This is a genomic window from Parerythrobacter jejuensis, from assembly GCF_039536765.1.
Classification (GTDB): Bacteria; Pseudomonadota; Alphaproteobacteria; order Sphingomonadales; family Sphingomonadaceae; genus Parerythrobacter; species Parerythrobacter jejuensis.
Genome location: NZ_BAAAZF010000001.1, coordinates 1243080 through 1268377 on the forward strand (window position 1 = coordinate 1243080; position 25298 = coordinate 1268377).

35 protein-coding genes and 1 pseudogene are annotated in these 25298 nt (G+C 58.3%); 16 read left to right on the forward strand and 20 right to left on the reverse strand.

Features of this window, described 5'->3' with window-relative positions:
• Positions 1 to 54: 54 nt before the first annotated feature.
• The 3 genes from ABD653_RS06095 to ABD653_RS06105 are packed head-to-tail and all read left to right on the forward strand — an operon-like array spanning position 55 to position 3578.
• A complete protein-coding gene (locus tag ABD653_RS06095; RefSeq protein ID WP_160777862.1) occupies positions 55 to 1389 on the forward strand; it encodes an acyl-CoA dehydrogenase family protein in 1335 nt (444 codons plus the stop codon).
• 12 nt (positions 1390 to 1401) lie between these two features.
• Positions 1402 to 2490 carry a Zn-dependent alcohol dehydrogenase gene (locus ABD653_RS06100; protein WP_160777863.1) on the forward strand — a complete coding sequence of 363 codons (1089 nt, stop codon included), beginning with the start codon at positions 1402 to 1404 and terminating at the stop codon, positions 2488 to 2490.
• Positions 2490 to 3578 (forward strand): phosphotransferase family protein, encoded by a 1089-nt coding sequence (locus ABD653_RS06105; RefSeq protein ID WP_160777864.1) that lies wholly within the window; start codon positions 2490 to 2492, stop codon positions 3576 to 3578. Before ABD653_RS06100 ends, ABD653_RS06105 begins: the two co-directional genes overlap by 1 nt.
• On the opposite strand, the gene ABD653_RS06110 is transcribed toward ABD653_RS06105, so the two are convergent.
• On the reverse strand, positions 3575 to 5695 hold the full coding sequence (locus ABD653_RS06110) for a S8 family peptidase (protein ID WP_325065345.1): 2121 nt from the start codon (positions 5693 to 5695) through the stop codon (positions 3575 to 3577). The two genes, ABD653_RS06105 and ABD653_RS06110, sit on opposite strands and share 4 nt — an antisense overlap.
• Before the next feature lie 457 nt (positions 5696 to 6152).
• Here ABD653_RS06110 and dapD point away from each other — a divergent pair, with 457 nt between their 5' ends.
• The 4 genes from dapD (at position 6153) to ABD653_RS06130 (ending at position 7785) form a co-directional block, all read left to right on the forward strand.
• The gene (gene dapD / locus ABD653_RS06115; protein WP_160777866.1) at positions 6153 to 6974 is read left to right on the forward strand and encodes a 2,3,4,5-tetrahydropyridine-2,6-dicarboxylate N-succinyltransferase; all 822 of its coding nucleotides are present in this window, start codon (positions 6153 to 6155) and stop codon (positions 6972 to 6974) included.
• A gap of 61 nt (positions 6975 to 7035) precedes the next feature.
• Complete coding sequence (locus ABD653_RS06120) at positions 7036 to 7290, forward strand: hypothetical protein (RefSeq protein ID WP_199801059.1); 255 nt, start codon at positions 7036 to 7038, stop codon at positions 7288 to 7290.
• 73 nt (positions 7291 to 7363) lie between these two features.
• Positions 7364 to 7594, forward strand: a complete 231-nt coding sequence (locus ABD653_RS06125) for a hypervirulence associated TUDOR domain-containing protein (protein WP_160777867.1) — start codon at positions 7364 to 7366, stop codon at positions 7592 to 7594.
• Positions 7594 to 7785: a DUF3008 family protein gene (locus ABD653_RS06130; RefSeq protein WP_160777868.1), complete on the forward strand. Its 192-nt coding sequence runs from the start codon at positions 7594 to 7596 to the stop codon at positions 7783 to 7785. Before ABD653_RS06125 ends, ABD653_RS06130 begins: the two co-directional genes overlap by 1 nt.
• On the opposite strand, the gene ABD653_RS06135 is transcribed toward ABD653_RS06130, so the two are convergent.
• Positions 7782 to 9041, reverse strand: coding sequence for a dipeptidase (locus ABD653_RS06135; RefSeq protein WP_160777869.1), 1260 nt, complete (start codon positions 9039 to 9041; stop codon positions 7782 to 7784). The two genes, ABD653_RS06130 and ABD653_RS06135, sit on opposite strands and share 4 nt — an antisense overlap.
• A gap of 202 nt (positions 9042 to 9243) precedes the next feature.
• On the opposite strand from ABD653_RS06135, the gene ABD653_RS06140 reads away from it, so the two are divergent.
• Positions 9244 to 9648: a DoxX family protein gene (locus tag ABD653_RS06140; RefSeq protein WP_160777870.1), complete on the forward strand. Its 405-nt coding sequence runs from the start codon at positions 9244 to 9246 to the stop codon at positions 9646 to 9648.
• Position 9649: 1 nt separating this feature from the next.
• On the opposite strand, the gene ABD653_RS06145 is transcribed toward ABD653_RS06140, so the two are convergent.
• Positions 9650 to 9898, reverse strand: a complete 249-nt coding sequence (locus ABD653_RS06145; protein ID WP_160777871.1) for an SWIB/MDM2 domain-containing protein — start codon at positions 9896 to 9898, stop codon at positions 9650 to 9652.
• 20 nt (positions 9899 to 9918) lie between these two features.
• A complete protein-coding gene (locus ABD653_RS06150; RefSeq protein ID WP_160777872.1) occupies positions 9919 to 10503 on the reverse strand; it encodes a YbhB/YbcL family Raf kinase inhibitor-like protein in 585 nt (194 codons plus the stop codon).
• Between the two features lie 209 nt (positions 10504 to 10712).
• On the opposite strand from ABD653_RS06150, the gene ABD653_RS06155 reads away from it, so the two are divergent.
• Complete coding sequence (locus ABD653_RS06155; RefSeq protein ID WP_160777873.1) at positions 10713 to 12146, forward strand: S41 family peptidase; 1434 nt, start codon at positions 10713 to 10715, stop codon at positions 12144 to 12146.
• Between the two features lie 18 nt (positions 12147 to 12164).
• On the opposite strand, the gene ABD653_RS06160 is transcribed toward ABD653_RS06155, so the two are convergent.
• Entirely contained in the window at positions 12165 to 12578 is a 414-nt protein-coding gene (locus ABD653_RS06160; protein ID WP_199801060.1) for a response regulator, read from the reverse strand.
• Positions 12524 to 13597 (reverse strand): PAS domain-containing protein, encoded by a 1074-nt coding sequence (locus ABD653_RS06165; RefSeq protein ID WP_160777874.1) that lies wholly within the window; start codon positions 13595 to 13597, stop codon positions 12524 to 12526. Before ABD653_RS06165 ends, ABD653_RS06160 begins: the two co-directional genes overlap by 55 nt.
• 179 nt (positions 13598 to 13776) lie before the next feature.
• Here ABD653_RS06165 and ABD653_RS06170 point away from each other — a divergent pair, with 179 nt between their 5' ends.
• Entirely contained in the window at positions 13777 to 14121 is a 345-nt protein-coding gene (locus tag ABD653_RS06170; RefSeq protein ID WP_160777875.1) for an Mpo1-like protein, read from the forward strand.
• Positions 14122 to 14174: 53 nt separating this feature from the next.
• Here the strand turns inward: ABD653_RS06170 and ABD653_RS06175 are convergent, their stop codons facing one another.
• The 8 genes from ABD653_RS06175 to ABD653_RS06210 all read right to left on the reverse strand — a co-directional run bounded on the left by ABD653_RS06175 (position 14175) and on the right by ABD653_RS06210 (position 18277).
• A complete protein-coding gene (locus tag ABD653_RS06175) occupies positions 14175 to 14759 on the reverse strand; it encodes a fasciclin domain-containing protein (RefSeq protein WP_160777876.1) in 585 nt (194 codons plus the stop codon).
• A 146-nt stretch (positions 14760 to 14905) separates the two neighbouring features.
• A complete protein-coding gene (locus ABD653_RS06180) occupies positions 14906 to 15487 on the reverse strand; it encodes a DUF427 domain-containing protein (RefSeq protein ID WP_160777877.1) in 582 nt (193 codons plus the stop codon).
• On the reverse strand, positions 15484 to 15915 hold the full coding sequence (locus tag ABD653_RS06185; RefSeq protein WP_160777878.1) for a COG3650 family protein: 432 nt from the start codon (positions 15913 to 15915) through the stop codon (positions 15484 to 15486). Before ABD653_RS06185 ends, ABD653_RS06180 begins: the two co-directional genes overlap by 4 nt.
• Complete coding sequence (locus tag ABD653_RS06190) at positions 15912 to 16319, reverse strand: GFA family protein (RefSeq protein ID WP_160777879.1); 408 nt, start codon at positions 16317 to 16319, stop codon at positions 15912 to 15914. Before ABD653_RS06190 ends, ABD653_RS06185 begins: the two co-directional genes overlap by 4 nt.
• A 40-nt stretch (positions 16320 to 16359) precedes the next feature.
• On the reverse strand, positions 16360 to 17277 hold the full coding sequence (locus tag ABD653_RS06195) for an alpha/beta hydrolase (RefSeq protein ID WP_160777880.1): 918 nt from the start codon (positions 17275 to 17277) through the stop codon (positions 16360 to 16362).
• An 11-nt stretch (positions 17278 to 17288) separates the two neighbouring features.
• Positions 17289 to 17708 (reverse strand): GFA family protein, encoded by a 420-nt coding sequence (locus tag ABD653_RS06200; protein WP_160777881.1) that lies wholly within the window; start codon positions 17706 to 17708, stop codon positions 17289 to 17291.
• Positions 17709 to 17743: 35 nt separating this feature from the next.
• Positions 17744 to 17980: a hypothetical protein gene (locus tag ABD653_RS06205; protein ID WP_160777882.1), complete on the reverse strand. Its 237-nt coding sequence runs from the start codon at positions 17978 to 17980 to the stop codon at positions 17744 to 17746.
• 84 nt (positions 17981 to 18064) lie between these two features.
• Positions 18065 to 18277 (reverse strand): cold-shock protein, encoded by a 213-nt coding sequence (locus ABD653_RS06210; RefSeq protein ID WP_160777883.1) that lies wholly within the window; start codon positions 18275 to 18277, stop codon positions 18065 to 18067.
• Between the two features lie 249 nt (positions 18278 to 18526).
• On the opposite strand from ABD653_RS06210, the gene ABD653_RS06215 reads away from it, so the two are divergent.
• The 3 genes from ABD653_RS06215 (at position 18527) to ABD653_RS06225 (ending at position 20109) form a co-directional block, all read left to right on the forward strand.
• Positions 18527 to 18976 carry a GFA family protein gene (locus tag ABD653_RS06215; RefSeq protein ID WP_160777884.1) on the forward strand — a complete coding sequence of 150 codons (450 nt, stop codon included), beginning with the start codon at positions 18527 to 18529 and terminating at the stop codon, positions 18974 to 18976.
• A 78-nt stretch (positions 18977 to 19054) separates the two neighbouring features.
• Complete coding sequence (locus tag ABD653_RS06220) at positions 19055 to 19636, forward strand: lipocalin family protein (protein WP_160777885.1); 582 nt, start codon at positions 19055 to 19057, stop codon at positions 19634 to 19636.
• 11 nt (positions 19637 to 19647) lie between these two features.
• Entirely contained in the window at positions 19648 to 20109 is a 462-nt protein-coding gene (locus ABD653_RS06225) for a YaiI/YqxD family protein (RefSeq protein WP_160777886.1), read from the forward strand.
• A 3-nt stretch (positions 20110 to 20112) separates the two neighbouring features.
• Here the strand turns inward: ABD653_RS06225 and ABD653_RS06230 are convergent, their stop codons facing one another.
• Entirely contained in the window at positions 20113 to 20370 is a 258-nt protein-coding gene (locus ABD653_RS06230) for a DUF2442 domain-containing protein (protein ID WP_160777887.1), read from the reverse strand.
• Between the two features lie 58 nt (positions 20371 to 20428).
• A pseudogene (locus ABD653_RS14170) lies at positions 20429 to 20641 on the reverse strand (DUF4160 domain-containing protein); the annotation flags it as partial.
• A gap of 256 nt (positions 20642 to 20897) precedes the next feature.
• Here ABD653_RS14170 and ABD653_RS06240 point away from each other — a divergent pair.
• On the forward strand, positions 20898 to 21614 hold the full coding sequence (locus ABD653_RS06240; RefSeq protein WP_160777888.1) for an NlpC/P60 family protein: 717 nt from the start codon (positions 20898 to 20900) through the stop codon (positions 21612 to 21614).
• A 9-nt stretch (positions 21615 to 21623) separates the two neighbouring features.
• Here ABD653_RS06240 and ABD653_RS06245 read toward each other — a convergent pair whose 3' ends face one another.
• Entirely contained in the window at positions 21624 to 22061 is a 438-nt protein-coding gene (locus tag ABD653_RS06245; protein WP_160777889.1) for a hotdog family protein, read from the reverse strand.
• Between the two features lie 17 nt (positions 22062 to 22078).
• On the reverse strand, positions 22079 to 22558 hold the full coding sequence (locus ABD653_RS06250; protein WP_160777890.1) for a nuclear transport factor 2 family protein: 480 nt from the start codon (positions 22556 to 22558) through the stop codon (positions 22079 to 22081).
• Between the two features lie 188 nt (positions 22559 to 22746).
• On the opposite strand from ABD653_RS06250, the gene ABD653_RS06255 reads away from it, so the two are divergent.
• Positions 22747 to 23097 carry a hypothetical protein gene (locus tag ABD653_RS06255; protein WP_160777891.1) on the forward strand — a complete coding sequence of 117 codons (351 nt, stop codon included), beginning with the start codon at positions 22747 to 22749 and terminating at the stop codon, positions 23095 to 23097.
• Between the two features lie 254 nt (positions 23098 to 23351).
• On the opposite strand, the gene ABD653_RS06260 is transcribed toward ABD653_RS06255, so the two are convergent.
• On the reverse strand, positions 23352 to 23615 hold the full coding sequence (locus tag ABD653_RS06260; protein ID WP_160777892.1) for a hypothetical protein: 264 nt from the start codon (positions 23613 to 23615) through the stop codon (positions 23352 to 23354).
• Between the two features lie 741 nt (positions 23616 to 24356).
• Between ABD653_RS06260 and ABD653_RS06265 the strand changes: the two genes are divergently transcribed.
• Positions 24357 to 24899: a helix-turn-helix domain-containing protein gene (locus ABD653_RS06265; RefSeq protein ID WP_160777893.1), complete on the forward strand. Its 543-nt coding sequence runs from the start codon at positions 24357 to 24359 to the stop codon at positions 24897 to 24899.
• Positions 24900 to 25042: 143 nt separating this feature from the next.
• On the opposite strand, the gene ABD653_RS06270 is transcribed toward ABD653_RS06265, so the two are convergent.
• A complete protein-coding gene (locus tag ABD653_RS06270; protein WP_160777894.1) occupies positions 25043 to 25276 on the reverse strand; it encodes a DUF2442 domain-containing protein in 234 nt (77 codons plus the stop codon).
• Between the last annotated feature and the right edge of the window lie 22 nt (positions 25277 to 25298).

Consider the following 25298-nt stretch of genomic DNA (forward strand, 5'->3'; position numbering starts at 1 on the left):
CTCTGCCACGGTCACGCCAAATAGAATCACGATACCATAAAGAGAGGCACGATCATGGATTTCGAACCTACCGAACGACAGCAATATTGGCGCGACCGGGTCAAAGGCTTCATCGATAGCGACATTCGCCCGGCGGTGGACACTTACAAGGCGCAGGATGCCGAAGGTGATCGCTGGAAGGTGATCCAGGTCGTTGAGGATTTGAAGGCGAAGGCGAGAGGCCAAGGCATCTGGAACCTGTTCATGCCTCCGCGCAATGACGGGCATCATCATGTCGAGGAAAGCTTCGAATTCGAAGGCCCCGGCCTGACCAACCTCGAATATGCACTGTGCGCCGAGGAAATGGGCCGGATCGGCTTCGCTTCCGAAGTCTTTAACTGCTCCGCGCCGGACACTGGCAATATGGAAGTGTTCCACCGCTACGGTACCCTCGCTCAGAAGGAAGAGTGGCTAACCCCGCTGATGAACGGCGAGGTCCGTTCGGCCTTCCTGATGACAGAGCCGAACACTGCATCATCCGATGCGACCAACATCGAAACCAAGATGGTTCGTGATGGCGATCATTATGTAATCAACGGCCGCAAGTGGTGGTCGTCCGGCCTTGGCGATCCGCGCTGCAAGGTCGCGATCGTGATGGGCAAGACCAATACCGAAGCGCAGCGCCACGCGCAGCAATCGCAGGTTCTGGTGCCGATCGACACGCCCGGCGTGAATATCATCCGGCACCTTCCGGTGTTCGGTTATGACGATGCGCCGCACGGGCACATGGAAGTGGAACTGAAAGACGTCCGCGTACCGGTTGAGAACGTGCTCCTCGGTGAAGGGCGCGGGTTCGAGATTGCCCAGGGCCGCCTAGGCCCAGGCCGCATCCACCACTGCATGCGCACCATCGGCGTGGCAGAAGAAGCGCTCGAAAAAATGTGCAAGCGGCTTCAGGAACGCGAAGCCTTCGGCAAGCCGATCTACAAGCACTCGGTATGGGAAGAACGCATCGCTCGCGCCCGTATCGATATCGACATGACCCGCCTGCTCTGCCTCAAGGCGGCAGACATGATGGACAAGGTCGGCAACAAGAGCGCCAAGCAGGAAATCGCCATGATCAAAGTACAGGCGCCCAATATGGCCCTGCGCATTATCGACGATGCGATCCAAGCTCATGGCGGCGGCGGCGTGTCCGAAGACTACGGTCTCGCGTCAGCCTATGCCCATCAGCGTACGTTGCGCCTGGCGGACGGTCCGGATGAGGTACACGCGCGCTCCATTGCCCGCATGGAACTTGGCAAGCACCCGCCGCAGGCAGGTCCAACCGCCAACGCCCTGCGCGATGGTGCCGGCTCGGCGCCTGACACTTCGAGTATCAGCTCGGGCGATATGGCCGTAACGCGGTAAGAAAGGGCACCCATGGCAAAGGCAGCAATTCTCGAACAGCCCGGTCAAGGGCTGGTGATCGGCGATGTCGAAGTCGCCGATCCCGCCCCGCATGAAGTGTTGATCGACACCAAGGCTTGCGGCCTGTGTCATTCCGATCTGCACTTTATCGATGGGTCCTATCCGCATGCCTTGCCGGCCATTCCGGGCCATGAGGCAGCGGGTGTGGTCCGGGCTGTGGGAAGCGAAGTCCGCTCGGTCAAACCCGGCGATCACGTCGTGTCCTGCCTTAGTGCCTTTTGTGGCCAATGCGAATTCTGCGTCACGGGCCGGATGGCCTTGTGCATGGGTGCCAACACGCGTCGTGGGCCCGAGGGTGCACCGCGAATCACGCGCAATGGCGGCGAACTGGTGAACCAGATGCTCAATCTGTCTGCATTTAGCGAACAGATGCTGATCCATGAAAACGCCTGCGTCTCCATCGACAAGGACATGCCTCTCGATCGCGCGGCGGTGATTGGCTGTGCCGTGACGACAGGTGCCGGTACGATCTTCAATGCTGCCAATGTCACCCCGGGCGAAACTGTTCTTGTGGTTGGTTGCGGCGGTGTTGGCCTTGCGGCAATCAATGCGGCCAAGATCGCTGGAGCGGGGAAGGTGATCGCTGCCGATCCGCTTCAGGAAAAGCGCGATTTGGCGAAGGTTCTCGGGGCAACGCACACCGTTGATGCACTGGCCGATGATGCGACCAAGCAAATCCTGGAAATTTCGGGTGGCGGTGTACATTACGGGATCGAGGCAGTGGGTAGGCAGGCTTCGGCCGATCTCGCTGTGGCATCGCTGCGGCGCGGCGGAACCGCGATCATTCTCGGTATGATGCCGCTTGATTGTAAAGTCGGGCTTGGCGCGATGGACCTGCTCAGCGGCAAGAAACTGCAAGGCGCGATCATGGGGGAGAACCACTTCCCGGTCGATTTGCCGCGACTGGTCGACTTCTACATGCGCGGTTTGCTGGATCTCGACACCATCATCGCAGAACGGATTGCATTGGACGACATCAACAAGGGGTTCGACAAGATGCGTGACGGGCACTCCGCACGCAGCGTGATCGTTTTCGACTAATGGCAGACACGACAGAACAACCGATCGATTTCGACAAGGAAATGGTCGGCACGATTGATGTGCCGGAGCAGGACCAGCTCGATCTGGACAAGCTAACGGCTTGGTTCGAAGCCAATGTGGAAGGCTATTCAGGGCCGATCACCTACAGCAAGTTCAAGGGCGGCCAATCGAACCCGACCTATCGGGTCGACACCCCTGGCACTTCCTACGTCCTGAGGCGTCAGCCCTTTGGCAAGCTTCTACCAAGTGCCCATGCGGTCGATCGGGAATACAAGGCGATGACCGGCCTGTTCCCGACCGGCTTTCCCGTGCCGCGGACCTATGGCCTGTGCGAAGATCCTGAAGTGCTCGGTTCGAAATTCTTCGTAATGAGCATGGCCGATGGGCGATCTTTGTGGAACGGCTCCCTTCCCGGGGTCAGCGCGGCAGACCGGCGCGAGATCTACAATGACATGATCGACACCATGGCCGACATGCATACCAAGAAACCCGACGAGATCGGACTTGGGAATTTTGGCAAGCCGGTTGACTATTGTGCGCGCCAGATCAGTCGCTGGACCAAGCAATACAAGCTGTCGGAAACCGAACATCAGCCCAAAATGGAGCGGTTGATCGAATGGCTGCCCGAAACGATCCCGCCGCAGCATGAAAGCAGTGTCGTTCACGGTGACTATCGTCTCGACAACATGATCTTCCACAAGACCGAGAACCGCGTGATCGCTGTCCTCGACTGGGAATTGTCGACGCTGGGCGACCCGATTGCCGACTTCAGTTACCTGATGCTCAACTGGTTCCAGCCTGCCGACGGGCGTGCCGGATTGCTCGGCCTTGATTTGGCCGAACTGGGCATTCCGACAGTCCAGGAGGCTGTTGATCGTTACGTTGATCGAACGGGCTATCCCGTACCCCCGATGGATTGGTACTTTGCCTACAACCTGTTCAGGCTCGCCGGTATTATGCAGGGGATCAAGAAGCGGGTGATTGATGGCACGGCATCGTCAGCCCATGCAAAACAAATGAGTGACCGGGTAACCCCTCTGATCGAGCGCGCTTACGGGTTTGCGATCGATGCAGGAATGCCTGCCTAGAAACCACGGTTCCAGCGTAGCACCAGCCCTTTGTCGTCCGGCGATCCTGCGTAATGCCCCGGGTCCCGGCGATAAAACGCGCTGATCGCCAGATTGCCGCCGAATCCGTATCCCCGCCAGGCGATCTCAGCCAGAAGCTCGCGCCCCTCGGGCGATAGCGATATGCTGCGCGTGTCGAATACGGCCGCTTCGGTTGCGTAGTCGTAACTGACGGGCAAACTCAGATTGAGGCCTCCGCTTCCCACCCGCAATGGCTGCGATATTCGGAAGCCCAACGTGTCGCTCGTTTGGAAAGTGTTGCCTTTCACAAAATCGATCGACCAGGCACTGCTGCGGAATGTTGATCCAGTACCAACAAGGCCTGCCTGTCGCGCCCTGGTGATCCCTTGACGCACATTGGCCCCCACCCAAACGTCCGAAGCCAGATCGAAGCCGAGGGATGCATCAAGAAAGTAGCTGTCGGCACCATTCGCGCCGAACGCATCGTGGAGGAACGCTCCGAGGACTGTGCGATCCTCGCGCAGCCAGTCCGCTCCGATGCTCGCGTTCAGGCGTCCGAACTGGCGATCGAGAGCCACTCCGAATTGGGCAAGACCATAGCGTTCTCGCCCTCTTCCGGTGCTATCAACGCCATCACGTAATGCACCCAGCCAAGCCTCTCCGTTCGAAGCTTTCATCGTGACCCCGAACGGGCCGACCTGTTGACGGATAGCGAGGGCTGCATCCTCGCTGCGGGCGAACCCCGTATCGCCAGCTGCATCGCCGGCGATCAAGAAGGCCGGGCGCTTTTTGCCCTGCAAGTGTGCCGCAATGCCGTCAGCACTTTGAGAGAAGGCAAATCCCAATTTCGTCTTGCCCGAGACTTTGAGAGCAACCTGTCCTGCAAGAACCCGGGCCTGCTCTGCATCGACTGCGTTCAGTCGCAATGGATTGGCACCAGAGGCTGCTCCATCTCGGTCGACTGTGAATGCCAGCGCAACCTGATCGTTGCCCGCCACAACACGTTGTCCACGTCGCTCGACCGCCCCGCGCACACGCGGCAAGACTGACGCACCGCGCAAGCGCGAACCAAAATTGTAAGAGTAGGCACGGTCATACTTGTCGAGGATGACAATTTCTATCGGCACATTGACCAGGGCATCACCCATCGGCCCCGAGCCCGTGCCGGTGTCATCTGCCAACGCGAGAACGCTGCTGGTTCCTGCGACTCTGGTGGTTCCCTGCGGCTGAAGCGCACGGGCAATATCCAGGATACCACGGCCAAAGATCGAATCGACCCCCGCCGTGCCGACATCACTGGCGCTATCGAGGAGGATTTCGACAATTTCTGTTCCGGTAAGGTTGGGAAAGGCCTGAGCAAGCAGCGCCACCGCACCAGCGACCTGCGGGGCCGCAAAGCTGGTGCCGGAAAAAAGAGTCACGAACCTGTCGCCGTTAGCCTCAGTCGTGATCTGCAAAGTGCCGTCTTCATAGACGCAGCAGATTCGTTCGCCCCGGGCGCTCAGAAACGAACTGGCTCCGTTGCCTGCCCGATTGCTGAAATCGGAGATCTCGCGCGCATCATTGACCGAACCCACAATAATCACATTGCTTCCGCCAGCGGCAAGGATGCCGGATGCGAATGGATCGGGATTGTCGGGATCAATGCCTGCCTCGGTGCTATCACCGTCATTTCCAGCTGCCACCACGATCACAATGCCAGCCGCGGCAGCGCGCGCGATCGCATCGTTCAGGCGCTGGGTCGGAGCACTGCCCCCGAGGCTGAGATTGATAACGGTTGCCCCCGAAGCAACCGCTTGGTCGACGCCGCGCGCAATATCCCGGTCGAAAAACACGCACCCATCGAGGTCAGCGTCATCCTCGCTTGCGGTACAACTATCAGGTTCGTCCGCGCGTAACGCCAGGATGCTCGCATCGAAGGCGATCCCAACGACGCCGTTTCCGTCAAAAGCCGCCCCTGCCACCAACGCAACATTCGTTCCGTGATCATCCACTGCCTCAAAGGTGGAATTGCCCGCTACGTCAGTAGAATCCGGATGGATGCGGCCCGCAAATTCGGGGCTGTCAGAATCAATCCCGGTGTCGATGATCGCTATGGTTGATCCCGCACCAGTCACTCCGTCGGTCCAAGCCGAGATTGCGTTGTGGAATTCCGGCCCCTCCGAACGCCGTGTCTCAGGGGTATTGAAATTCGACGTTGGGGAAGGTGTGGGAGTTGGGGTCGGAGTCGGAGTAGGTGTCGGGGTGGGAGTAGGCGTCGGCGTTGGTGTGGGTGACGGGCTTGGCGCTGGGGTCGAAACTGGAGGTGGGGAACTGGAAACACCGCCGCCGCCGCCGCCGCAAGCGACAAGCGCGAGACATGCGCCCATTGCGGTTCCGCTGCGCAAGGCAGCCAACAAACTCGGATTGTTCATGCAGAGACCCTTTCCGTACGCCCAATCGCTGATCTAACTTAAAGATCACATGAACGACCACCCCTAGAGTACACTTTACACCTCTCCATTCTTGCCGAGCCACCATCGCCCAGCTAGCAGCCATCCCGAACAAAGAAGTTTGACCGGAACTGGAGCCAGCATGACCGCCGCATTGCAAACAACCATCGAGAAGGCATGGGACGAACGCGCCTCTGTGACGCCAGACAGCACCGATGTGAGCGAGGCAGTAGAGCAAGCCATTGCCATGCTCGATGATGGCAGCGCCCGCGTTGCCCAGCCGGACGGAAACGGTGGCTGGACCGTCAATCAATGGCTCAAGAAAGCCGTGCTCTTGTCGTTCCGCTTACGCGAAAACGCAGTAATCGAAGGCGCAGTGGGCGCCCCGGCTTTCGACAAGGTTCCAAGCAAGTTTGAGGGATGGGATGACGCCAAGTTCCGGCAGGCCGGATTCCGCGTAGTTCCAGGAGCCATCGCACGACGGGGCAGCTACATCGGGCGGGACACTGTATTGATGCCCAGCTTTACCAATATCGGGGCCTATGTTGGTGACGGCACCATGATCGACACATGGGCGAGCGTGGGCAGCTGTGCCCAGGTCGGTACCAATTGCCACATTTCTGCCGGCGCAGGAATTGGCGGCGTCTTGGAGCCTCTCCAGGCAAACCCGACAATTATCGGCGACAATTGTTTTATCGGCGCCAGATCGGAAATCGTCGAGGGGGTCATTGTCGGCGAAGGCAGTGTGGTCGCCATGGGCGTCTTCGTTACTCAATCAACCAAGATCGTGCATCGCACTACCGGCGAAGTCATCCGTGGCCATATTCCACCCTATTCTGTGGTCGTTCCGGGCACGCTTCCCGATCCGGATGGCGGCCCCTCTCTGGCTTGTGCGGTTATCGTCAAGACAGTTGATGCCCAGACACGCGAGAAAACCGGAATTAACGAGTTGCTGCGCGATTGAGGAACATGTTGTCCCGCAATCCGTAGAGTCTGGCATCAGACATTACGGATCGGAGGAAATCATGGAAAACCGAAACGGCGAGATTCACGTCGACGAAACAGAAGCAAGTGGCGGCACCAAGACGGGCGCGATGCGCTGGGTCCTCGGAATCGGAACGCTGCTGGCAATCATTTTGCTGTCGATCATCTGGATCAGCGGTGCGTTGTCGCAAGGCGATGTCGAAGAAGAAATGACGGCGACCGGCATCATCCAGTCGCAAGCGGAAGAGGGCGATGACACTGACGGCATCGTGAGTGAGGACGCCGACGAGTTCTAGTTCCTCCAGAAATCGCCAGCGCGAAATTTTCGGTGCCAACACCTCACCCACAATCAAGCGTAAGGGAACTTTTATGAGCAATTCCAACAGCTTTCAAACTAATCAGTATGTGAAATGGAACTGGGGCAATGGCGAAGGGAAAGGCCAGATCCAGGAACGTTTCGAGCGTGAAGTCACGCGGACGCTTCAGGGCTCCGAAGTGACGAAGGATGGTGATGCCGACAATCCTGCTTACCTTATCAAGCAGGAAGACGGTGACGAAGTGCTGAAACGCGGTTCGGAGCTGGAGGCACAAGACACCTGATGCCCGATGCGAAGTCCAAGGCGCAGCAACAAGCAGCAGGAGCGGCTCTTTCGGCCAAACGCGGCGAGACTGACAAAGCGGATCTCCGCGGCGCGTCCGAGCGAATGTTTGAGAGCATGTCCGAGGAAGAGCTTGAGGAGATGGCGTCGACCGATCCCAGCGAGCTTCCGGACACCGCCGACGATAGCTAGCGCGCCTCGCCAGCAGGGTATTCGTAGGGAGGCAGCTGTGCCAATTCTGCCTTGGCGGCTTCGGCTGCGCGCATGACCCGCATCATATTACGGAAGCTGATCTTCTCCAGATCGCTCTGTGTATACCCGCGCCGCGCAAGTTCGGTGAACAGAGCCGGGTAGCCGGAAACGTCTTCCAATCCAGGTGGCGCAAACGGAATGCCATCAAAGTCGCCACCAATGCCGATGGCATCTATGCCCGCAATCTTGCGAACATGGTCGATATGGTCAGCCGTTTCCGCGATCGATGATTGGGGCAATGGATTGGTAGCGTCCCATTCCGCCAAAAGGCGCGTCACTTCATCGGGCTGTCCCCGCCAAAGCGCTTCAAGCCGCGCTTTTTCGCCGGCGCGATTGGCGTTCCATTGCCGCGCTGGCTCGCTCAAAAACCCAGGCACGAAGGTGACCATTATGATCCCTCCATTGGCCGGAAGCCGCGCCAGCACGCTGTCCGGAACGTTGCGTGCATGACCGTTGATTGCCCGCGCATTTGAATGGCTGAAGATCACCGGGGCACGCGCAATGTCGAGAGCGTCCATCATAACGGCTTCGCTAACATGGCTGAGGTCCACCAGCATTCCAATGCGATTCATCTCGCGAACCAGGTCCTTACCAAAACTGGTCAGACCGCCATGTTTGGGCGTGTCGGTCGAACTGTCGGCCCAGCTCAACGTTTTGGAATGCGTCAATGTCATGTAGCGGGCGCCCAAGGCATAGGTCTGGCGCAAGACCGCTAAGCTCGATCCGATGGAATGCCCTCCCTCCATACCCAAAAGGGAAGCGATGCGTCCTGCTGCCATCTCACGCTCAACATCATCGGCAGTGAGCGCAAGACCGAGATCGTTCGGATACCGTGCGATCAAACGCTTCGTAACGTCGATCTGCTCGATTGTGGCCTGGACGGCTTCCGGCTCGTCCAGCGACGCGCTGACATAGACCGACCACCATTGGGCACCAACCTTCCCCGCGCGCAGTCGTGCGAGGTCGGTATGCATCGCTCTGATATCGTTGGCTTCATCGCCTGTATCGGTCGTATCCTGAAAATCTAGGTCACCGATCACATTTCCATATCGCGCGCGCAGCTGGATCGGGACATCGTTGTGGCCATCCCAGACCGGAGCCGCCTCAAGCGCGGCGTCGGCAACCTCTTCGGGAGACTGCGCAAGCCCGGGCGATGCAACGCATAGTCCCGCAGCAATCAGTGGCCAATATTTCATCCGATATCTCCATCTGGAACGATTGCTCGCACCCTACCCTCAGGCATAGGAGGTGCAAGCGGGAAGGCTATGTTCAGATTCCGCTGCTGAGGGCCGTGGGATAACGCCAGTGTCTTGCATGGTGCCCCTTCGCAACTGGAGCCGAACCGTCAGGACGGGTAATCGAATTGACCGTCGGGGATCGGAGCTTACGGTCAGAAGCATGATCCGCACAGCATTCCGCTGGCTGCTGGCCTTTTTCTATGGCTATGCAGGTTGGCAACACCTCGCCAATCCTGACTTCTTCATGGCAATCATGCCGCCATGGGTTCCCCAGCCGGACTTTGTTGTCTGGCTTACCGGGATTGCTGAATTGCTCGGTGCGGCAGCTCTGGTGCAGCCAGTCTCGAAGCCGCTCATGCGGGCCGCAGGGGTCGGGCTGGCATTATACGCGCTGTGCGTATGGCCTGCCAACATCCATCACTTCGCAATGGATATGGCGCGGGATGATGGAGGCCTGGGCCTTGGCTATCATATTCCGCGCATGATCGCGCAGCCGATTATCATCTGGCTGGCGTTGTGGGCGAGCGAAGCAACCAATTGGCCCTTCGCCCGCCACACGAACTGAATCAGCTAAGGTGCTTGGACACCGCAGCAGTCATCTTGAACATGGAGATCTGGTCTTTGCCAATCACGGCGCCAAGCTTGGCATCCGGATTGATCTGACGCTTGTCCTTGCTGTCCTGAAGGCTGTTTGCCTTGATGTATTCCCAGACCTTCGAGGTCACCTGGGCACGCGTCATTGGGCCTTTGCCCACGACATTCTCCAGATCCGATGTAAGTGTCACAGGCTTTTGCAGTGCGTTGTTGCCAGCCATGGTCCTATCCTTTCCTTAGTCTATGCGAAATCGTTTTCGCCTTCTTCAACCCAGTCTTCCTCGTCGGAAGCCTGGTAGGTGGCGGTAAGTACCGCCGCGGCCATGACATGGCCTTCCATCGCTTTAAACAGCTGTTCGCGCGTCGCACCGGGCATCAATGTCATCGGCAGATCGAGCGCGTAAAGCTGAAATACAAATGTGTGGGGGTCATCATCCTTTGGCAGAGCAGGCAAAAGCCATTCGGAATTGCCCATACTGTTCTTACCGACCCTAGGCGGCGTTTCGCCCTCCAACAGCTTACCCCGCTGCGGAGCAAGGCCCCAGACCAGCCAATGGCAGGTTGGCCCTTCGCTACTGGCGTCTTCTACAATTACGACCAGCTCTTGCGCACCAGGAGGCGGCGCGGACCATTCCAGTGGAGGCGCAACCGCGTCCTCCTCGTCAGCAGTAAAACACGGATCGAGTTCTTCGCCACCCTCAAAGGCAGGGCTGGTCAATTTCAGACCGCCGCGCGCCATCGCTTTCTCTTGAGCCAGATGCACCAGGGCCAGCCCGGCATGGGCCGGTGTTCCGGTTGGTAAAGCATTGGCAAGCCAGTCAGCCATAGGTGCGATCTTCTCCTTCGTTCCCTCCCTGCTAGGCCCAATACGGGAGCTTGGCGAGAGAGCCTCCGGGCGCTTTTCCCCAGATTGCCACCTATTTGCGGCAAGAAGAGGGGTCCAAGGCCGGGGTTGCTCATAACATATTCAGCGATATGGGTGTTTCTGTCGCCTTTGGGAAAACTTGCTGGACAACGGCTCGGGAGCAGAGAATCATGGATATTGGTCGCACTTCACTCGCAATCGCACTGGCAGGCGCACTCGTTGCCTGTGGCGGAGGCGGAAGCAGTGGAGGTGGCGGTGGAGCAACCGCAGGCGGTGGCGGAGGAGGCGGTACGTCTACGCCTGCCCAGTGCTCGCTTCGTGACCGGCAGGATTGGGCATTCGGCCAGATCGACGAATTCTACCTTTTCCCGAACCTGATCGACCGCACGCCCAACCCGGCCAGCTTCAACGATCTGCAAGAATACATCAACGCGATCGTTGCCCCGGCCCGCGCGCAATCACGCGATCGCTTCTTCACTTTCATCACTTCAATCACCGAAGAAAACGCATTGATCAACTCGGGGTCGAGTGCCGGCTTCGGCATACGATTGGCCTACGATACATCTGCCGATCGCGTTTTCCTGTTGGAAGCTTTTGAAAATGGCCCGGCCTTCGCCCAAGGCTTCGATCGCGGCACGGAACTGCTGACCGTCAATGGACAGAGCGTCGCAAACCTGATGGCATCGGGCGGACCGCAGGCTGTTATCGACCAGCTTGGCCCCAGCGACCCGGGTGTGACCAGGACATTCCGCATCCGCGATACAGCCGGGGTCGAACGTGACGTGTCTGTCACCAAAGCGGATTTCTCGCTCGATCCAATCTCGGATCGCTACGGGGTCGAAATCCTCAACGATGGCGGCAAGCAGGTCGGCTACATTAACCTGCGCACCTTCATTGTCGATTCCGCCGGCCCGCAGCTGCGCGAAGCTGTCCGGCAATTCCGTGATCAGGGCATCACTGAAGTCATACTCGATTTCCGGTACAATGGCGGAGGCTTGGTATCTGTGGCCGAATTGCTGGGTGATCTGATGGCGGCTGACAAGGTCGGTGATGTGTTCAGCCGCACAACGTTCCGCGATTCCTTAGCCAACAATAATGAAACGGATCTGTTCCGCGCCCAGTCCGAAGCTATCGCGGCTACCAAGATTGCCTTTATCGGACGCGGTGGCACAGCCTCGGCAAGCGAACTCGTCGCCAACAGCTTCATTCCTTATCTCGGCAACAACACCGCCCTGATCGGAGCCAATACTTTCGGCAAGCCAGTGGGTCAGATCGCACGAGACCGCGATGTTTGCGACGATCGCCTTCGCGTAGTCGCATTCCAGACTCAGAACCGGGACAATCAGGGCGAATACTTCACCGGCCTTGCCAGCGTATTCCCCCGCACCTGCCAGGCGGGTGACGACATCTTCACGCCCCTTGGCGATCCGAGCGAGGCCTCGATCAGCACTGCGCTTGATTTTCTCGCGGGGCGTCCTTGCAACGCCATTTCCGGGAGCGGCCAACAAGGTACGCAAAGCGTTCGTGTAACTGGCCCGCGGCAGGAGCTCCTGCAACCGGAACAGCCGAGCGCAGCGCAATACCGGATCCCGGGGCTGTTCTGACGGTAACGCCTTCGGGTCTCAGGGGCAGGACAACGTCATTGCGGTGTCGATGACCATGTCGGAATTGGCCGGTTTTGCAATGAGAGTGGCATCGAGCTGGCGGACCATCTCGTTCTGGCGGTCGAGATCGCCGGAATGAAGGATGTAGGGGATACCGCGCTGTTGAAGCTCGTTTGCGATCGGAATGCAGGTCTCCCCATCCTTTAGAGTTACGTCGAGCACCGCACAGCTCAATTCATGAGTCTCAAGGTGGCCGAAAGCTTGCGCCAAGCTCATCGCACCCAGCGCCGTGCATCCACGCTCTTCTGATGCGAATTCCAGATCCATCAGGATCAGCGGTTCGTCATCCAGTAAGAGAATCGTGCAGGAAATCAGAATTATCCGTCTTGCAGAGGTATGGTGATCAGCGAGTGCAGCCCGCTCGGGTTCCATTCCCGGTTGATTGTTCCGGACGATGTGCGCAGCAAACGGTCCAGAATGGAAGAGCCGGCACCAAGTTCCTGGGGAGGCCCGTCTAGCTGCGGGCCGCCTGTCTCTTTCCATTCGACCAGCAGATCACCCTTGTCCGACGCATACCAGTCAACGAGGACCTGCCCGCTCACATCGCCAGACCATGCCCCATGCTTGCTAGCATTGGCGGCCAGCTCATGGAGGATCAAACCGACCATGGAGATGATGGAGAAAGGAACTTTGAGATCACTGCCTTTCATCAGGATGCGGGCATCCTGCTTGTAAGGCTCTAGGATTGCATGGATTGCAGGCCCGATCTCGATCGAGCCCGATGATGCTTCGTCGAGAGTGGTTTCGTAGGCGCGGCCCAGAGCCTGAATGCGCGCATTGATCTCCGCCGCTTCTTCCTGAACGCCCCGGACACGGCCGGTCACATTCACAATCCCGGAGATGACGGCAAACATGTTCTTCATCCGGTGCGACAGCTCGCGCGCCATTTCGCGGGCATGTCGCTCCTCTTCTCGCGCAGCACGAACATCGGAGACATCCCACTGGCTGCCGAAGAAATAGATCAGCTTGTCGTTGTCATCATAGATCGGGCCCAGGTGCAGCGCATTCCAGAATGTGCTGCCGTCCTTGCGATAGTTGAGGAGTTCGACCACGACGACATCTTCATTCGCGATGGCCTCGCGCATGCGGTCAACGGGTTCCTTCTTGGTCCGGGGGCCTTGCAGGAAACGACAATTGCGGCCGACAATTTCCTCTTCATCGTAACCGGTAAGTTCGCGGAACGCGCGGTTGGCAAAGACAATCGGCAAGTCCGGCTGATTGGGGTCGCACAGGCAGATCGCCATTCGCGTTTGTGCCATTGCCTGTTCGAACAGAACACCGGATGCGCCTGTGAAATGCTTGTCAGGATGGCCTTCGCGGAAACGCTCCGGGCTATCATCATATCTCAACGAAGCGCTCTGCGAAGAGCGATCACGGTTATTCTCGTCCATCTCTGTTTTCTGTTCTCTGGCGCGGCCCCGCTCGAGTGCGCACAAAATCTGTCTGCTATAAATATAAGTGGCACGAAAGCGTTCCGGTATACCTCCGAAAGACTGTAGTGTGGGACAGATTGGCAGCGGCATTGACGGGCGGCGATCCGAGGCTAGTCTCTCTAAGAAGGAGTTTCCGAATGGACCAAAAGCGCTATCGGACCTTTGCTGATTTCTGGCCGTTCTATTTGCGTGAGCATAGCATGCCGGAAACACGGGCGCTCCACTATCTGGGCACGTCGATTGTCGTCGCTATCGCTGTTCTCGCTTTACTGTCGCAATCTTGGTGGCTGCTACTCGCACTGCCTTTGGCGGGATATTTCTTCGCCTGGGTGGCCCATTTCGGAGTGGAGAAAAACCGGCCGGCAACCTTCAGTTACCCTCTCTGGAGCCTGGCAGCAGATTTCAAGATGTGGGGCCTGTGGTTGATGGGGAAACTGGGGCCGGAACTGGACAAGGCCGGGGTCATCAAACCCCCAGATTGAAGAAGGGGCGCCCGCAAAGGCGCCCCTTTCCAATTCACATGTGATATGGCCGCTTAGCCCGGCATAACAACCGTATCGATCGCGTGAATGATACCATTGGAGGCCTTCACGTCGGTTGCCGTCACCGTCGAAGTGCCGCCCGCAGCATCCGTCAAAACGACATTGCCATCAACGATGGAAGCAGTAAGCGCACCACCATTTACGGTCGTGATTTCGAAGCTACCGTTATTGCTTTCGATCGCACTGGTGAGCGTCGCAGCATCAGTTGCGCCTGACACCACGTGGTACGTAAGGATGCCGGTCAGCTGTTCCTTGCCTTCCGGCGCGGTCAGGCTTTCCAAAGTGCCTTCCGGCAGTTTGGCAAAGGCAGCGTTGGTCGGCGCGAAAACGGTGAACGGCCCTTCGCCAGACAGTGTCTCACCCAGCTCGGCAGCTGTCACTGCGGTAACAAGGGTCGAGAAATCGTCGTTACCCTGGGCAACGGCGACAATTGTGCCGGGCTCTTCAGCAGCTGCGGTTGTGCCATCAGCCATGGCGTCTTCGGTGTCGCCGTCGGCAGGTGCACCACAAGCGACAAGCGCAAGCGCGCTGGCGGTGGCGACGAAGGAGGCTTTGACGGAATTGAACGAGAGTTTCATAAGTCTGGGTATCCTTGGATTGAACGATAACGGGTTGGGGGACCCGCCAGAGCAGATTTCATTCCGCTCCTCGCGCCACCAACGGACGCAACCGGACAGCGTTCCAAAATTTTTGCCCCTGCACCGGAAACGCAGCACCGGGCAGCTTACCAGTGACCTGTGCCAGGTGATCCCTTGAGAGGTCCCTTGATCCGATCCGTGACCCAGCCACCATAGAGCCCGCCGGGCTGCGGTCGCACCCGCTCTTCCCCAGCGAAGCACGCAACCTTGGCCGGATAAAAGGCAATCCACCCAGCGATTTCGGCGTACCCTTCCGGTAAGTCGTCAAATGGATCGGGATACATCCATGCCGCCCCATGGAGTGTCGGGCCGTCGGGCACAGCCAGATCAAATTCGACCGCGACGCCTTTCCATTCACACACCGAAAGTCGTCCGTTGGGTATCAGCCAATCGCGCTGCACATCATCAGGCGGGAAATACGGGCATGGAGCACCCGCAGTTTCCTTCAATTCGAGCGCTCGGCTACTCCGCGCGATGAAAGTCTCTTCAAACCGTACCGTGAGCTCTATGGGTGCGAGTTGAAGAATAGGCGGACGCGGGTAGTCCCAAACGGATTCTTCCCCTTGCCCCACAGGTTCAAGATCCGAAGGCCGGAAACCGGCATCCCAACTTTCCCGATGCGGCTTAACCTGCTCCAGCAATTGCCGCTTGTCAGGCAGGCCCTTCATGGGTTTTGCGGACCGGAGAATGGCTGGCGATCAGTGTGCGCGCAGCCTTCCCGCGTTTCCTCACCGACCTGCAATGTCGCGGTGTACGGATAGGTACGATCGCTCATCCCGTCCGAACATTCTCCCGGTGTGATCGCCAGATCGAAGCGCGCTTCGCCATAGGTTCCGGCGAATGAGATGCCGCCTTGGCCAATGAAACGCTCCACAGCTATGGTGTCGCCATCGATGTTCTCAGGCGTCGTATAAATCAGAGTATCGCCTGTGACCTCACCACCCCAGAATGGCTCCGTTCCACCGAATATGATCACTTCGTCATCGGCAATGCCAGTAAACCCGTCAGGCGATGTTCCCGGGCTGCCATCCCCATCGACACCGGCTTGGCACGCCGCAAGGAATAGTGAGCCCGCCGGGAGGAACAGCCACTTCATGACGGATTGGTCTCGAATGCTGTCGCTCCGGCCAGATCGACCCAATGCTGTTTGCTCCTGGTCCACAAGTGCATGGCGGGGTTGAAATCGTCGGTATCATCCAGCGTACCAACTTTGACGAAGATCAGGCCGGGCGCCACAGCAACGCGGCTGAACAGTGGTGAACCGCAAACCCCGCAGAAATCGCGCAAGACAGCTTCCCCGCTTTCACCCTTGTCGTCGAATGTCTTGAATTCGCCTTCGATCGACAACGCAGCTTCGGGAATTCCGATAATGGTCGAGAATGCCGAGCCGGATTGGCGTTGGCAATTCTTGCAATGGCAATTGACCGCCATGGCTGGGTCGGCGCTTATCGCATAGCGCACCGCCCCGCACAGGCAGCCGCCAGTCTTTGGTTCACTCATGACGCCTCTCCTTCAATCAGTCTTGCTTGCCACTTCGCGATCACGCCCGGATCGCGCCCGATGAAATGAATTCCGCTGTCTGGGCGAGCGCCTTCTTTCCTTCCGGCACAGGCAGCAGCATCCAGACATGAAACATGCCGTCATATTCATGATATTCGAAATCGGTCTTGCCCAATTCGCCCAGCTTCGCAGCGAGCCGTCGTCCATCGACCAAAAGAATATCGCTGCTTCCGGAGAAAATGGCGATGGGTGGAAGGTCACTAAGATCGCCAAACAACGGGCTCAACCGGGGATCATCAGGGGCCATGTCTCCGCCGTACAAACGGGCGCAGGTTTTGAGGCCGATCTGAGCCAGCATGCGGTCTTTGGGCTCGATTTGCGCCTGCCCGTCGGCGGTGGCCGTTGCATCCAGCCAGGGTGACCACAGCACTAGGCGACCAGGCATCGCGCCTCCGTCAGCCTTCAACATCTGGGCCAGAACGAGGCTCATTCCGCCTCCGGCACTATCTCCCATCACAGTGATGTTTTGCGCGCCGTGCTGCTCAGCAAGTTCGCCATAAAGGGCCCGCATCGAAGCCAGGATTTCCGGCGCCTTGTGCTCAGGTGCCAAGGGATAAACCGGCACTGTTGCCGAAGCACCCAGCATTTCACAGAGCCGACATACCGTGTCCCAGTGGACGCCAGCCACGTCGAGCACATATCCGCCTCCATGGAGGTAGAACAAGTGCGGAGCGTCAGCCCTGCCCGCTTGAGGAGACCTGATCGTCACCACATCATAGCCAAGCGAATCGTTTTCTGAGATTTCCAGCCGGTTGCGCCATTTGGCCTTTGGTCGCTCGGGTTTTTTGCGACGCGCCTTGGCCAGGCGCTGGTCGACCAATTCCGGTTCAGAGAAAAAGCTCTTGATACCAAGCAGTGGCAAAGCAAGATTGACCAAACGCGCTTGCAAACTGGGCACCGTTCTTCTCCCTAATCAGAACCTTCGGCAGGCATCGTCGCGAAGCTTGGCACGGAACCGGTGTCGAGCCAATGCTGTTGGCTCTTGGTGAAAAGGTGCATCGTGGGCGAGAAGCGCTCTGCATCGTCGAACGTGCCTGCTTTCACAAAGATCATGCCGGATGCGGAATCGGCCCGGGTGAAGACCGGTGAACCACACTTTCCGCAGAACTCGCGATAGACAGCAGATCCGCTTTCGCCGTGGTCCTTGTAAACCTTCACTTCCCCATCGATTTCGAGCATCTCAGGGGGCATGCCAACGACGCAGGAAAACGCTGTCCCGGCCTGGCGCTGGCAATTCTTGCAATGGCACGTCACCTGCATCGGCGGATCGCCCGCAATGGCGTAGCGGATCGAGCCGCACAGGCAGCCGCCTGTTATTGGTCGCGTCATCGGAAGCCTCCCATCACGCGGTATTCTCGGCCGGGTCAGGCCTCGGCGTCAACCTTCGCAGCGGCGGCAGCAAGTTCTGCTTCGCGGCGCGCGATACGGGCCGCATCGGCCTTCGCCCGCTCGTCGGCGACGCGACGGGCCTGATCCGCGAGCGAGCGCCAGGTCGCTTCGGAGCGCAAGGCGCGTTCGCGCACATTGTCCAGCTTGGCCTTACCGGCCTCTGCCGCGGCTTCTTTTGCGCGGGCATCATAAAATTCAAACGTCTGGCTCATGGATTCTCCAGGGTTGGAGGAATGGGACGGGCGGCAGGAAAACCCCGGATGTGGCCCATCGCCACACCCGGAGCCCTCGAAAGATCAGTCAGCGGCTGACAGGTTGACAGCGCTTTCCTTACCGTTGCGGCCTTCTTCTACGTCGTAGTTGAGGCGCTGTTCCTTATCGAGCGAGGTCATACCAGCAGCCTGCACGGCTGTGATGTGAACGAAGCTGTCGGCAGAGCCATCGTCAGGCTGGATGAAGCCATAACCCTTGTCGGTGTTGAAGAATTTTACGGTGCCAGTCTTGGCCATGTGAGTTTCCTTTCAAGAAACGAAGTGTTGCCCGACCGCGCAAATGCAGACGGGTGATCGCGTCAAATCGTCATCTTAAAGGAAGTCGTCGTCCGGTTTACGCCGGGGGCCAATCCTGATGAGGGCGGCCAAGCGGCGGAGCGCAAATTTCGAAGTCCGTCGCAAATTTCGACGTCAGCTGCGCAAACCGTAGCATGGGGCGGCCAAATCACCTAACCCAATGTAATTCTTAAACTCGGGAGAGCCGCGATGACACCATCAGAAACCTCCACTCCTGCAGTCACAGGACACTGCCTGTGCGGTGCCGTTTCGATAATAGCGCAGCCGGCAAAACCTCACCTGGAAGCTTGCCATTGCGCAATGTGTCGCCGCTGGTGCGGGAGCGCGTATCTCGCGGTCCAGAGCGACGGGAGGGCGGAGTTTACCGGTGAGGAGCATATAGGGCGGTTCCAAAGTTCTGACTGGGCCGAGCGGGGTTTTTGCACTCGCTGTGGTTCCAATCTGTACTATCGCTTCTTGCCGACTGGGGCCTATTCGTTCCTGGCCGGACTTTTCGACGATCTTGGCTCAATGGAACTGGGTGACCAGATCTTCATCGACGAAAAGCCACATTATTACGATTTCGCACAGGACACTCCTAAGAAGACAGGCGCGGAGGTCATCGCCGAAGCAAAAGCGGCAGGCTTTTCATTTGACTGATTCCGCACTGGCGCGTCCATTTCCAAACTCTCCGCCATGCCCTTGGTCGATTGCCAGCCGCCATGATAGGATTGCCCAATGAAATGGTTTCTACCTCCACATGCGCGCTGGCAGGTGCTTGCCCCCCTTTTCCTGCTTGGGGCACTCGGATTGGGTGGCTGTGTCGGATCGCCGGGGCCGGTGGGCAACGCCTCTGTTCCGCAACCGGTCGCGCCAGTAGCCTTGGAGTCCTATTTGGGCACCTGGTACGAAATGGCCCGCTACGAAGCGCCCTTCCAGAAGGGTTGCGAGGCAGTCACAGCAGAATACTCCACTCGGCCAGACGGCAAAATCGAAGTCGTGAACACCTGCCGCGAGGGAAGCGTCGACGGCAAGTTTCGGCGATCCACGGGCAAAGCCAAGATTGTTGAAGGAAGCGACGGGGCCAAACTCAAAGTCAGCTTCTTCGGACCTTTCTACGGGGATTATTGGATACTCGATCGCGGTGAACCTGATCGTAGCGGGCAATACTCTTGGTCAATCGTTGGCGAGCCTAGCGGACGCTTTCTGTGGATTCTCACGCGTCAGCCGAAGCCCGGCGCAGCCTTGCGCGCCCGGCTCGAGACCCGTGTGAAGGAAATGGGTTATGACTGGTCACTGGTCAGGCCCACTCAGCACTGAAACGGCTCTGGATGACCAACGCAATCACGATTCTTGTCGATGCTGACGCTTGTCCCGTGAAAGATGAAATCTACAAAGTGGCGGCCCGTCACGAAGTTGCCGTCAGCATTGTCAGCAATGCGCCGTTTCGCATCCCCGATAGTCCGCTCGTTCGACGCATATTGGTCGATGACAGCTTCGATGCCGCTGATGATTGGATCGCAGATAATGCGGACAGGAGCTGCATCGTAATCACCGCAGATATATTGTTGGCCGAACGATGCCTGAAGGAGGGTGCAAGTGTACTCGCCCACAATGGTAAACCTTTCGATGCAGCCAGCATCGGCAGTGCTATCGCCACCCGTGCCATCATGGCGGACCTGCGCGCCGGCATGGACGGTATCGGTGGCGGCCCACCCCCCTTTAGCAAAGCGGATCGCAGCCGTTTCCTGCAGGAATTGGACAAGGAATTGGTCTGCCGGAAGCGCCGCTAGGGCTTAGGTCTCTGGAGAAGGCGCGCCGCGTCGCATGCCATCCAAGCTTAGATCTTCATCGATGTCCGGCCAACGGATACCGCCTCCGCCCGGATGAAGGCGCCAGTTGTTCAGCGCCTCGACCTCAGCCCGGGCGAGACGGGGATACCAAGCGATGGGCACAGAAACGAGCCCTCCGTCCGTCAGTTCGGCCTCGATACAACCGTCGACCAGGCGCAGGTTGCGGATTGTTGTGCCGGCATTGTTTTCCGAAGAAGTCATTCCATGCCTCTAAGAGCACCACCCGATTCTTCTCCGTCAATCGTACGATGCGCCTAAACTCTTTCGGCGCAAACCCGGTGCAACTCGCCAGGCATGGCGGCTCCAACCAGATCTTGGCGCTCCCCATATCCCTCTCGACATGGATGTGCGGAGGCTCATTCGTTTCGTGACTGTAGAAGAAGAAGCGATACGGCCCCTTTCGTAAGATCGTCGGCATCTGCTGGTGCACCCCCTGGGTGACAGCTGACGCGACGTGTTTCTTTTCGGCCATCGACGATAGAACCAGTTTGGGGCAATGAAAACCGCAGGCTTGGGTCAAAATGGATCAAGTCATGAACATACGAAGGCAAGAATAGTGACAAAGATCGAACAAAAAGCGATTTTTCGAGCCAGCCAATTGCATCCACCACCGATCAATCGCTGCAGTCAATAATTCGCAAGTATCATTTATCCCTCGCGATCCCGATTTCGATTGACGGCGAAAACTATGCTATCAGTTTCTCCTAGTTATATGGGGAGAGTTATTCATGGCGAGTCGTTCAAGAGAAAACATCCAGAAAATTCAACATGCTCTTGCGAGAAAGGGGTACAATCCCGGGCCCATTGACGGAGTTTGGGGCCCGATGACTGCCAATGCCGTACGCCAATTCCAGGTCGATCACGGGCTAGAGGTCGATGGTATTGTCGGGCCGATAACATCACAGGCTTTGATGGCGATCGAGTTCGAAGATGACCCCCTCAACGCACCGGCCATTCCCTGGTTTCAGGAGGCTCGCCGGTTGATCGGGGTGAAAGAGAAGGTGGGCCCCGGCAACCAACCGATCATCATGCAATGGGCCAGCGCAGCCGGCATCCCTTACAAGTCCGATGATGTGGCCTGGTGCGGGCTGTTCGTGGCGCATTGCGTATCCTCTACTCTTGCCAACGAGCCGCTGCCGGGCAACCCGCTGGGTGCACGCCAGTGGCTCAAATTCGGGACGCCGTGCGAACCGGAGCTGGGCTCGATCCTGGTCTTCTGGCGGGTCTCCCGGTCCAGCTGGAAGGGGCATGTCGGCATGTATGCAGGCGAAGACAATTCTGCCTATCACGTGCTGGGCGGCAACCAGAAGAACCAGGTCTGCGTTGCCCGGATCAAGAAGGACCGGCTGCTCCAGGCCCGCTGGCCCGCGACAGCCCCGCTGGCCAATCTGGGTGAGGTCCGGCTCGCGGCATCGGACACGATGTTCTCCACCAACGAGGCCTGAACTGGCTGCCTATCCGCCCCAATTGTGGGAGAGGAGCTTCACCGTCACGCGTCCGGTGGCGACATGCGCGCCGCCGGCATCGTGCATCGGGAATTCGGCGAGGTAACCGGCGCTTCCCTTACGCTCCAGATCGGCCAGCAAGCCCGCCATTGCGTCGTCGTCCAGCCCGAATTCGCCCGTCACATCGCTGGCAGCGGGCTTGTGGAAGTCGACATAGATGTCCTTGATGATCGGGAAGAAGCGCGCCGTATCGAGGATGGAGATTCCGGGGATCGCCGCCACCGCCTCCGCCAGCACGGTGAAGGCGCCCATATACATCACATCGACATGGTTCTCGTTTCCGGCCAGCGGCATCAGCAGCCTGGCATAGCCGCGGCGCTCCTCCAGCCGCTGCATTCCGGTGCGCTCGACGAATGCGACGCGATATCCCGGCTTGGCTTCACTCATGTATCGTCTCCTTCCCCTTAGAACCGGAATGGCCGCGCGGGTTCGACCGGCGGCTTCGCGGTCGGATTGTCGTTGAGCACCCGCTCCACCAGCGCGGTGTCGTAGAATTCGTGCAATTCGGTGATCCTGGGCTCGCCTTCACGGTCTGCGATGGTGAAGACCTGGCAATAGGTCTGGTCATAGGCTTCGCCGTTCAGGCCCGGCCCGCCGCCCTGCATCAGCCCGACCACGCAGGCGTCGTCCGCGCTCATGATCCGCCACTTCTTCGCAAAGGCGAATTCGCCCGGCACCAGCTTGCCCAGCACGGCGTCGGCAACCAGTGGCCCGAAACACTCTGCCTTGCCTTCCCACCGGCCCGAAACCGGAGTGGAGCCGAGCATGTTGAAGGCGACATCATCGGCATGGCAATCCGCCAGCGCTTCGAAATCGCCCGCCCCTAGTGCGGCGTAGTAGCGTTCGATCAAGGCGATGTTCTGTTGACGTCGATCCTGGTTCATCGGGTCCTCGTACGGTGATGCTGTGCGGCGATGCTGTGCGACAAGAACTGCCACAGATCGCGCGCCGCGCCGCCTGTCGTTTTTGACCTATCCGGCGTGAACGTCCCCATGACACAGTTCGGCCATGCCGGGCGGGAATGCGCCCCGGCGGTCATATGAACCAACAACGGATTATGGGAGAAACCACTATGTCTCACTGGGTATTGGGCAGCGAAGAGCACCCCGATGGCACACGCGATGTCACCATCAACTTCAACAATGACGATTCCAACGGCCAGATGCAGGGCGTGCTGACGCTTGAGGGCAAGGACTACGCGATCAACGGCAGCTGGGCCGCCTCCGGCTCCCTGCCCGGCCGCAATGCCTCCGCCTTCGGCCTGTGGGGCAGCAACCAGTCTGATGCCACAGTCTACATCTCCGCCGTCGGCACGATGCAGGGCCCGGGCCGCGCTCCGGAGAGCGTGACCATCAACGTCAATCGTGCCTCGAGCGCCGATGACCTGCAATTTGCGTGGGACGGCGTGCTGAAGCCGATGTAACACCTGCCTCTGCCGGGTTTCCTTGAAGGGGAGCCCGGCGGCGGCAAACCCTACACGATGGAACACATGGAACAGTGTCCTGGGGCAAAAACACGCGTTGCGTGGCTGTACGGCGCGAGAGCGTAACTGTCCGCCCCTTTGTGTAACGCTGCGCCGCGCGGGTGTGACTTTGCGCCAACCGCGCGTCACTTTGCGCGCGCACTGGGCGTCAATGTCCAAGCGCGCCCTTGTCACCCGCCATGGCTCGCCGGTAGTCACTCTTTCGGTCCCTTGGCCAGCAGCGGGTGGACCGGCTTGCGCCCGCGCCGCGACGTGGCCCGCCGTGACCGGGCCAGCTCCATCGCATCCTCCCAGAACGCCGCAAATTTCGGCGCCCGCGCGCGCAAGCGATAGGCCGACTGTCGGCTCATCCCCACCGCCCGCGCACACGGCGCCACCTTGCCGGAACGGGCCAGCAGCTTGAGAAACGCCGAAGCCTTTTCGCCGGTCCAGCGGGTGTTGTCGGGTGGTGGGGTCATAGGTGCCCTAAGGCACAGGGTGGGGTGTGTAGGAAAGCCATTCCGCCCCATCTCAATCCGGTATCGCCGCGTCGCCCGCATCCCCGCGCAGTCGGGGATCTAAAGTTCCAATGCACAGACCAAGCCACCCTGGGCTCCCGCCTTCGCGGGAGTGACGACAAGGCTTAGAGGTTGCCGCACCCAAAACCTTGACCCAGGAATTCACTTCGAAGAACCACATCCATTTTGGATGTGGTTTCTAGATATAGCCGTCTATTCTCCGACAATTGCGTCGATTGCGTGAGACACTCTCGCTGCTGCAAGAGAGTGGCCAAGCTCATCAAGTCGCGCCGCTATTCTGCTCAATTCCTCTATGATTTCAGAGTTGGTGTTGATCGAACTTACCGGTCGACTACTCGTCTGTTTCATTTCTTGGATACTCACCCTGTCCCTCTGAATCCCTTAAGCGGAGCAGGGTTAATGTCAAATTGACGAGCCACTAGATCGCTGCGGCTAGGCCGACGTTGCCGGCAAGGAACAATTCTCAATAGTGCCCGTGGCACAAAAATGAGGGAGCCAGTTCGTGACAATGTCTGACCTTTAGAGATTTAAAGTATGGCGATTAATCAATCAATCGCGCGTTTGTATCACCCGAAAGTATGTCCCAATGTGAAACTTTCTTGTCTGGTATCAGATAGTAAGTATACCTAGAAAAGGTAGGGACAGCATGCTTCGCCGATTCGTGAAAACTGAGGTTAACGCATGAATGAAAATACTGGGGGCGCTTCGGCCGCAATGCGCGAGATTGCAGGCCAACTAATAGAACTTGCTGAGAACGCAGAGAAAAGGGATCAAACTCCTTCTTCAACACGGCGCCATTCTGTTGCGCTATTTCGTGAATCCCGAATGCCAAAATTGGCAAATCTAGCAAAAGAAATCTACGACAGACGGGCAGCGCGAGTTAAATACTTTGGCAGTGACTTCTCGAGTGAACCTGCTTGGGACATACTTCTTGATCTATTCTTCCATAGGGGGGCAGGGGTACGCGTCTGTGTTACGAGTGCCGCAATCGCGTCGAATGCAGCACCGACGACCGCGTTGCGATATATTGCTCATTTAGAGAGCATTGGACTAATTGAGCGGGTCCCTAGCGAAACTGACCGGCGGACATACTGGCTGGAATTAACACCGCTTGGGCAAGAGAAGATGACAGGCTATTTGAGCGATCTCTCGAAGCGCCAAAGTGAGCCACAGCGACTCTCTGCCAACGATGAACCTCATATCGCTCGCGAAGCGACCAGCTAAGTCAATGTCGAAGAACCCCGATGAGAAATTGCGTCAATCCCGCATGCTTTGGAGCGCACTATTTTTAGGCCTCTTTTTCCTGTTTGCAGGCTCACTCCTGCTCCTAGCGTTTGCCAGATAGGTATTTGCAAAGAGGCAAGCCCTTACGGTGCTGCTGACCCCTTAAGCAGCCCTTCAACGCTAATGTCTTCGTCGAGATCAGGCCAGTGGATGCCATAGCCGCTACCGGAGATTGTCCAATTTTTGCGCTTTATCGCACTACCATCGAACAGGCGTGGGTACCAAGACAGCGGCGCAGTAATTGTTCTGCCGTCAGCTAGTTCGACCCTCAAATTCACGTCAGTGCACTGCACATTTACGACACGTTCGTCTCTCATACGACATTTCTTCCATTTTCGA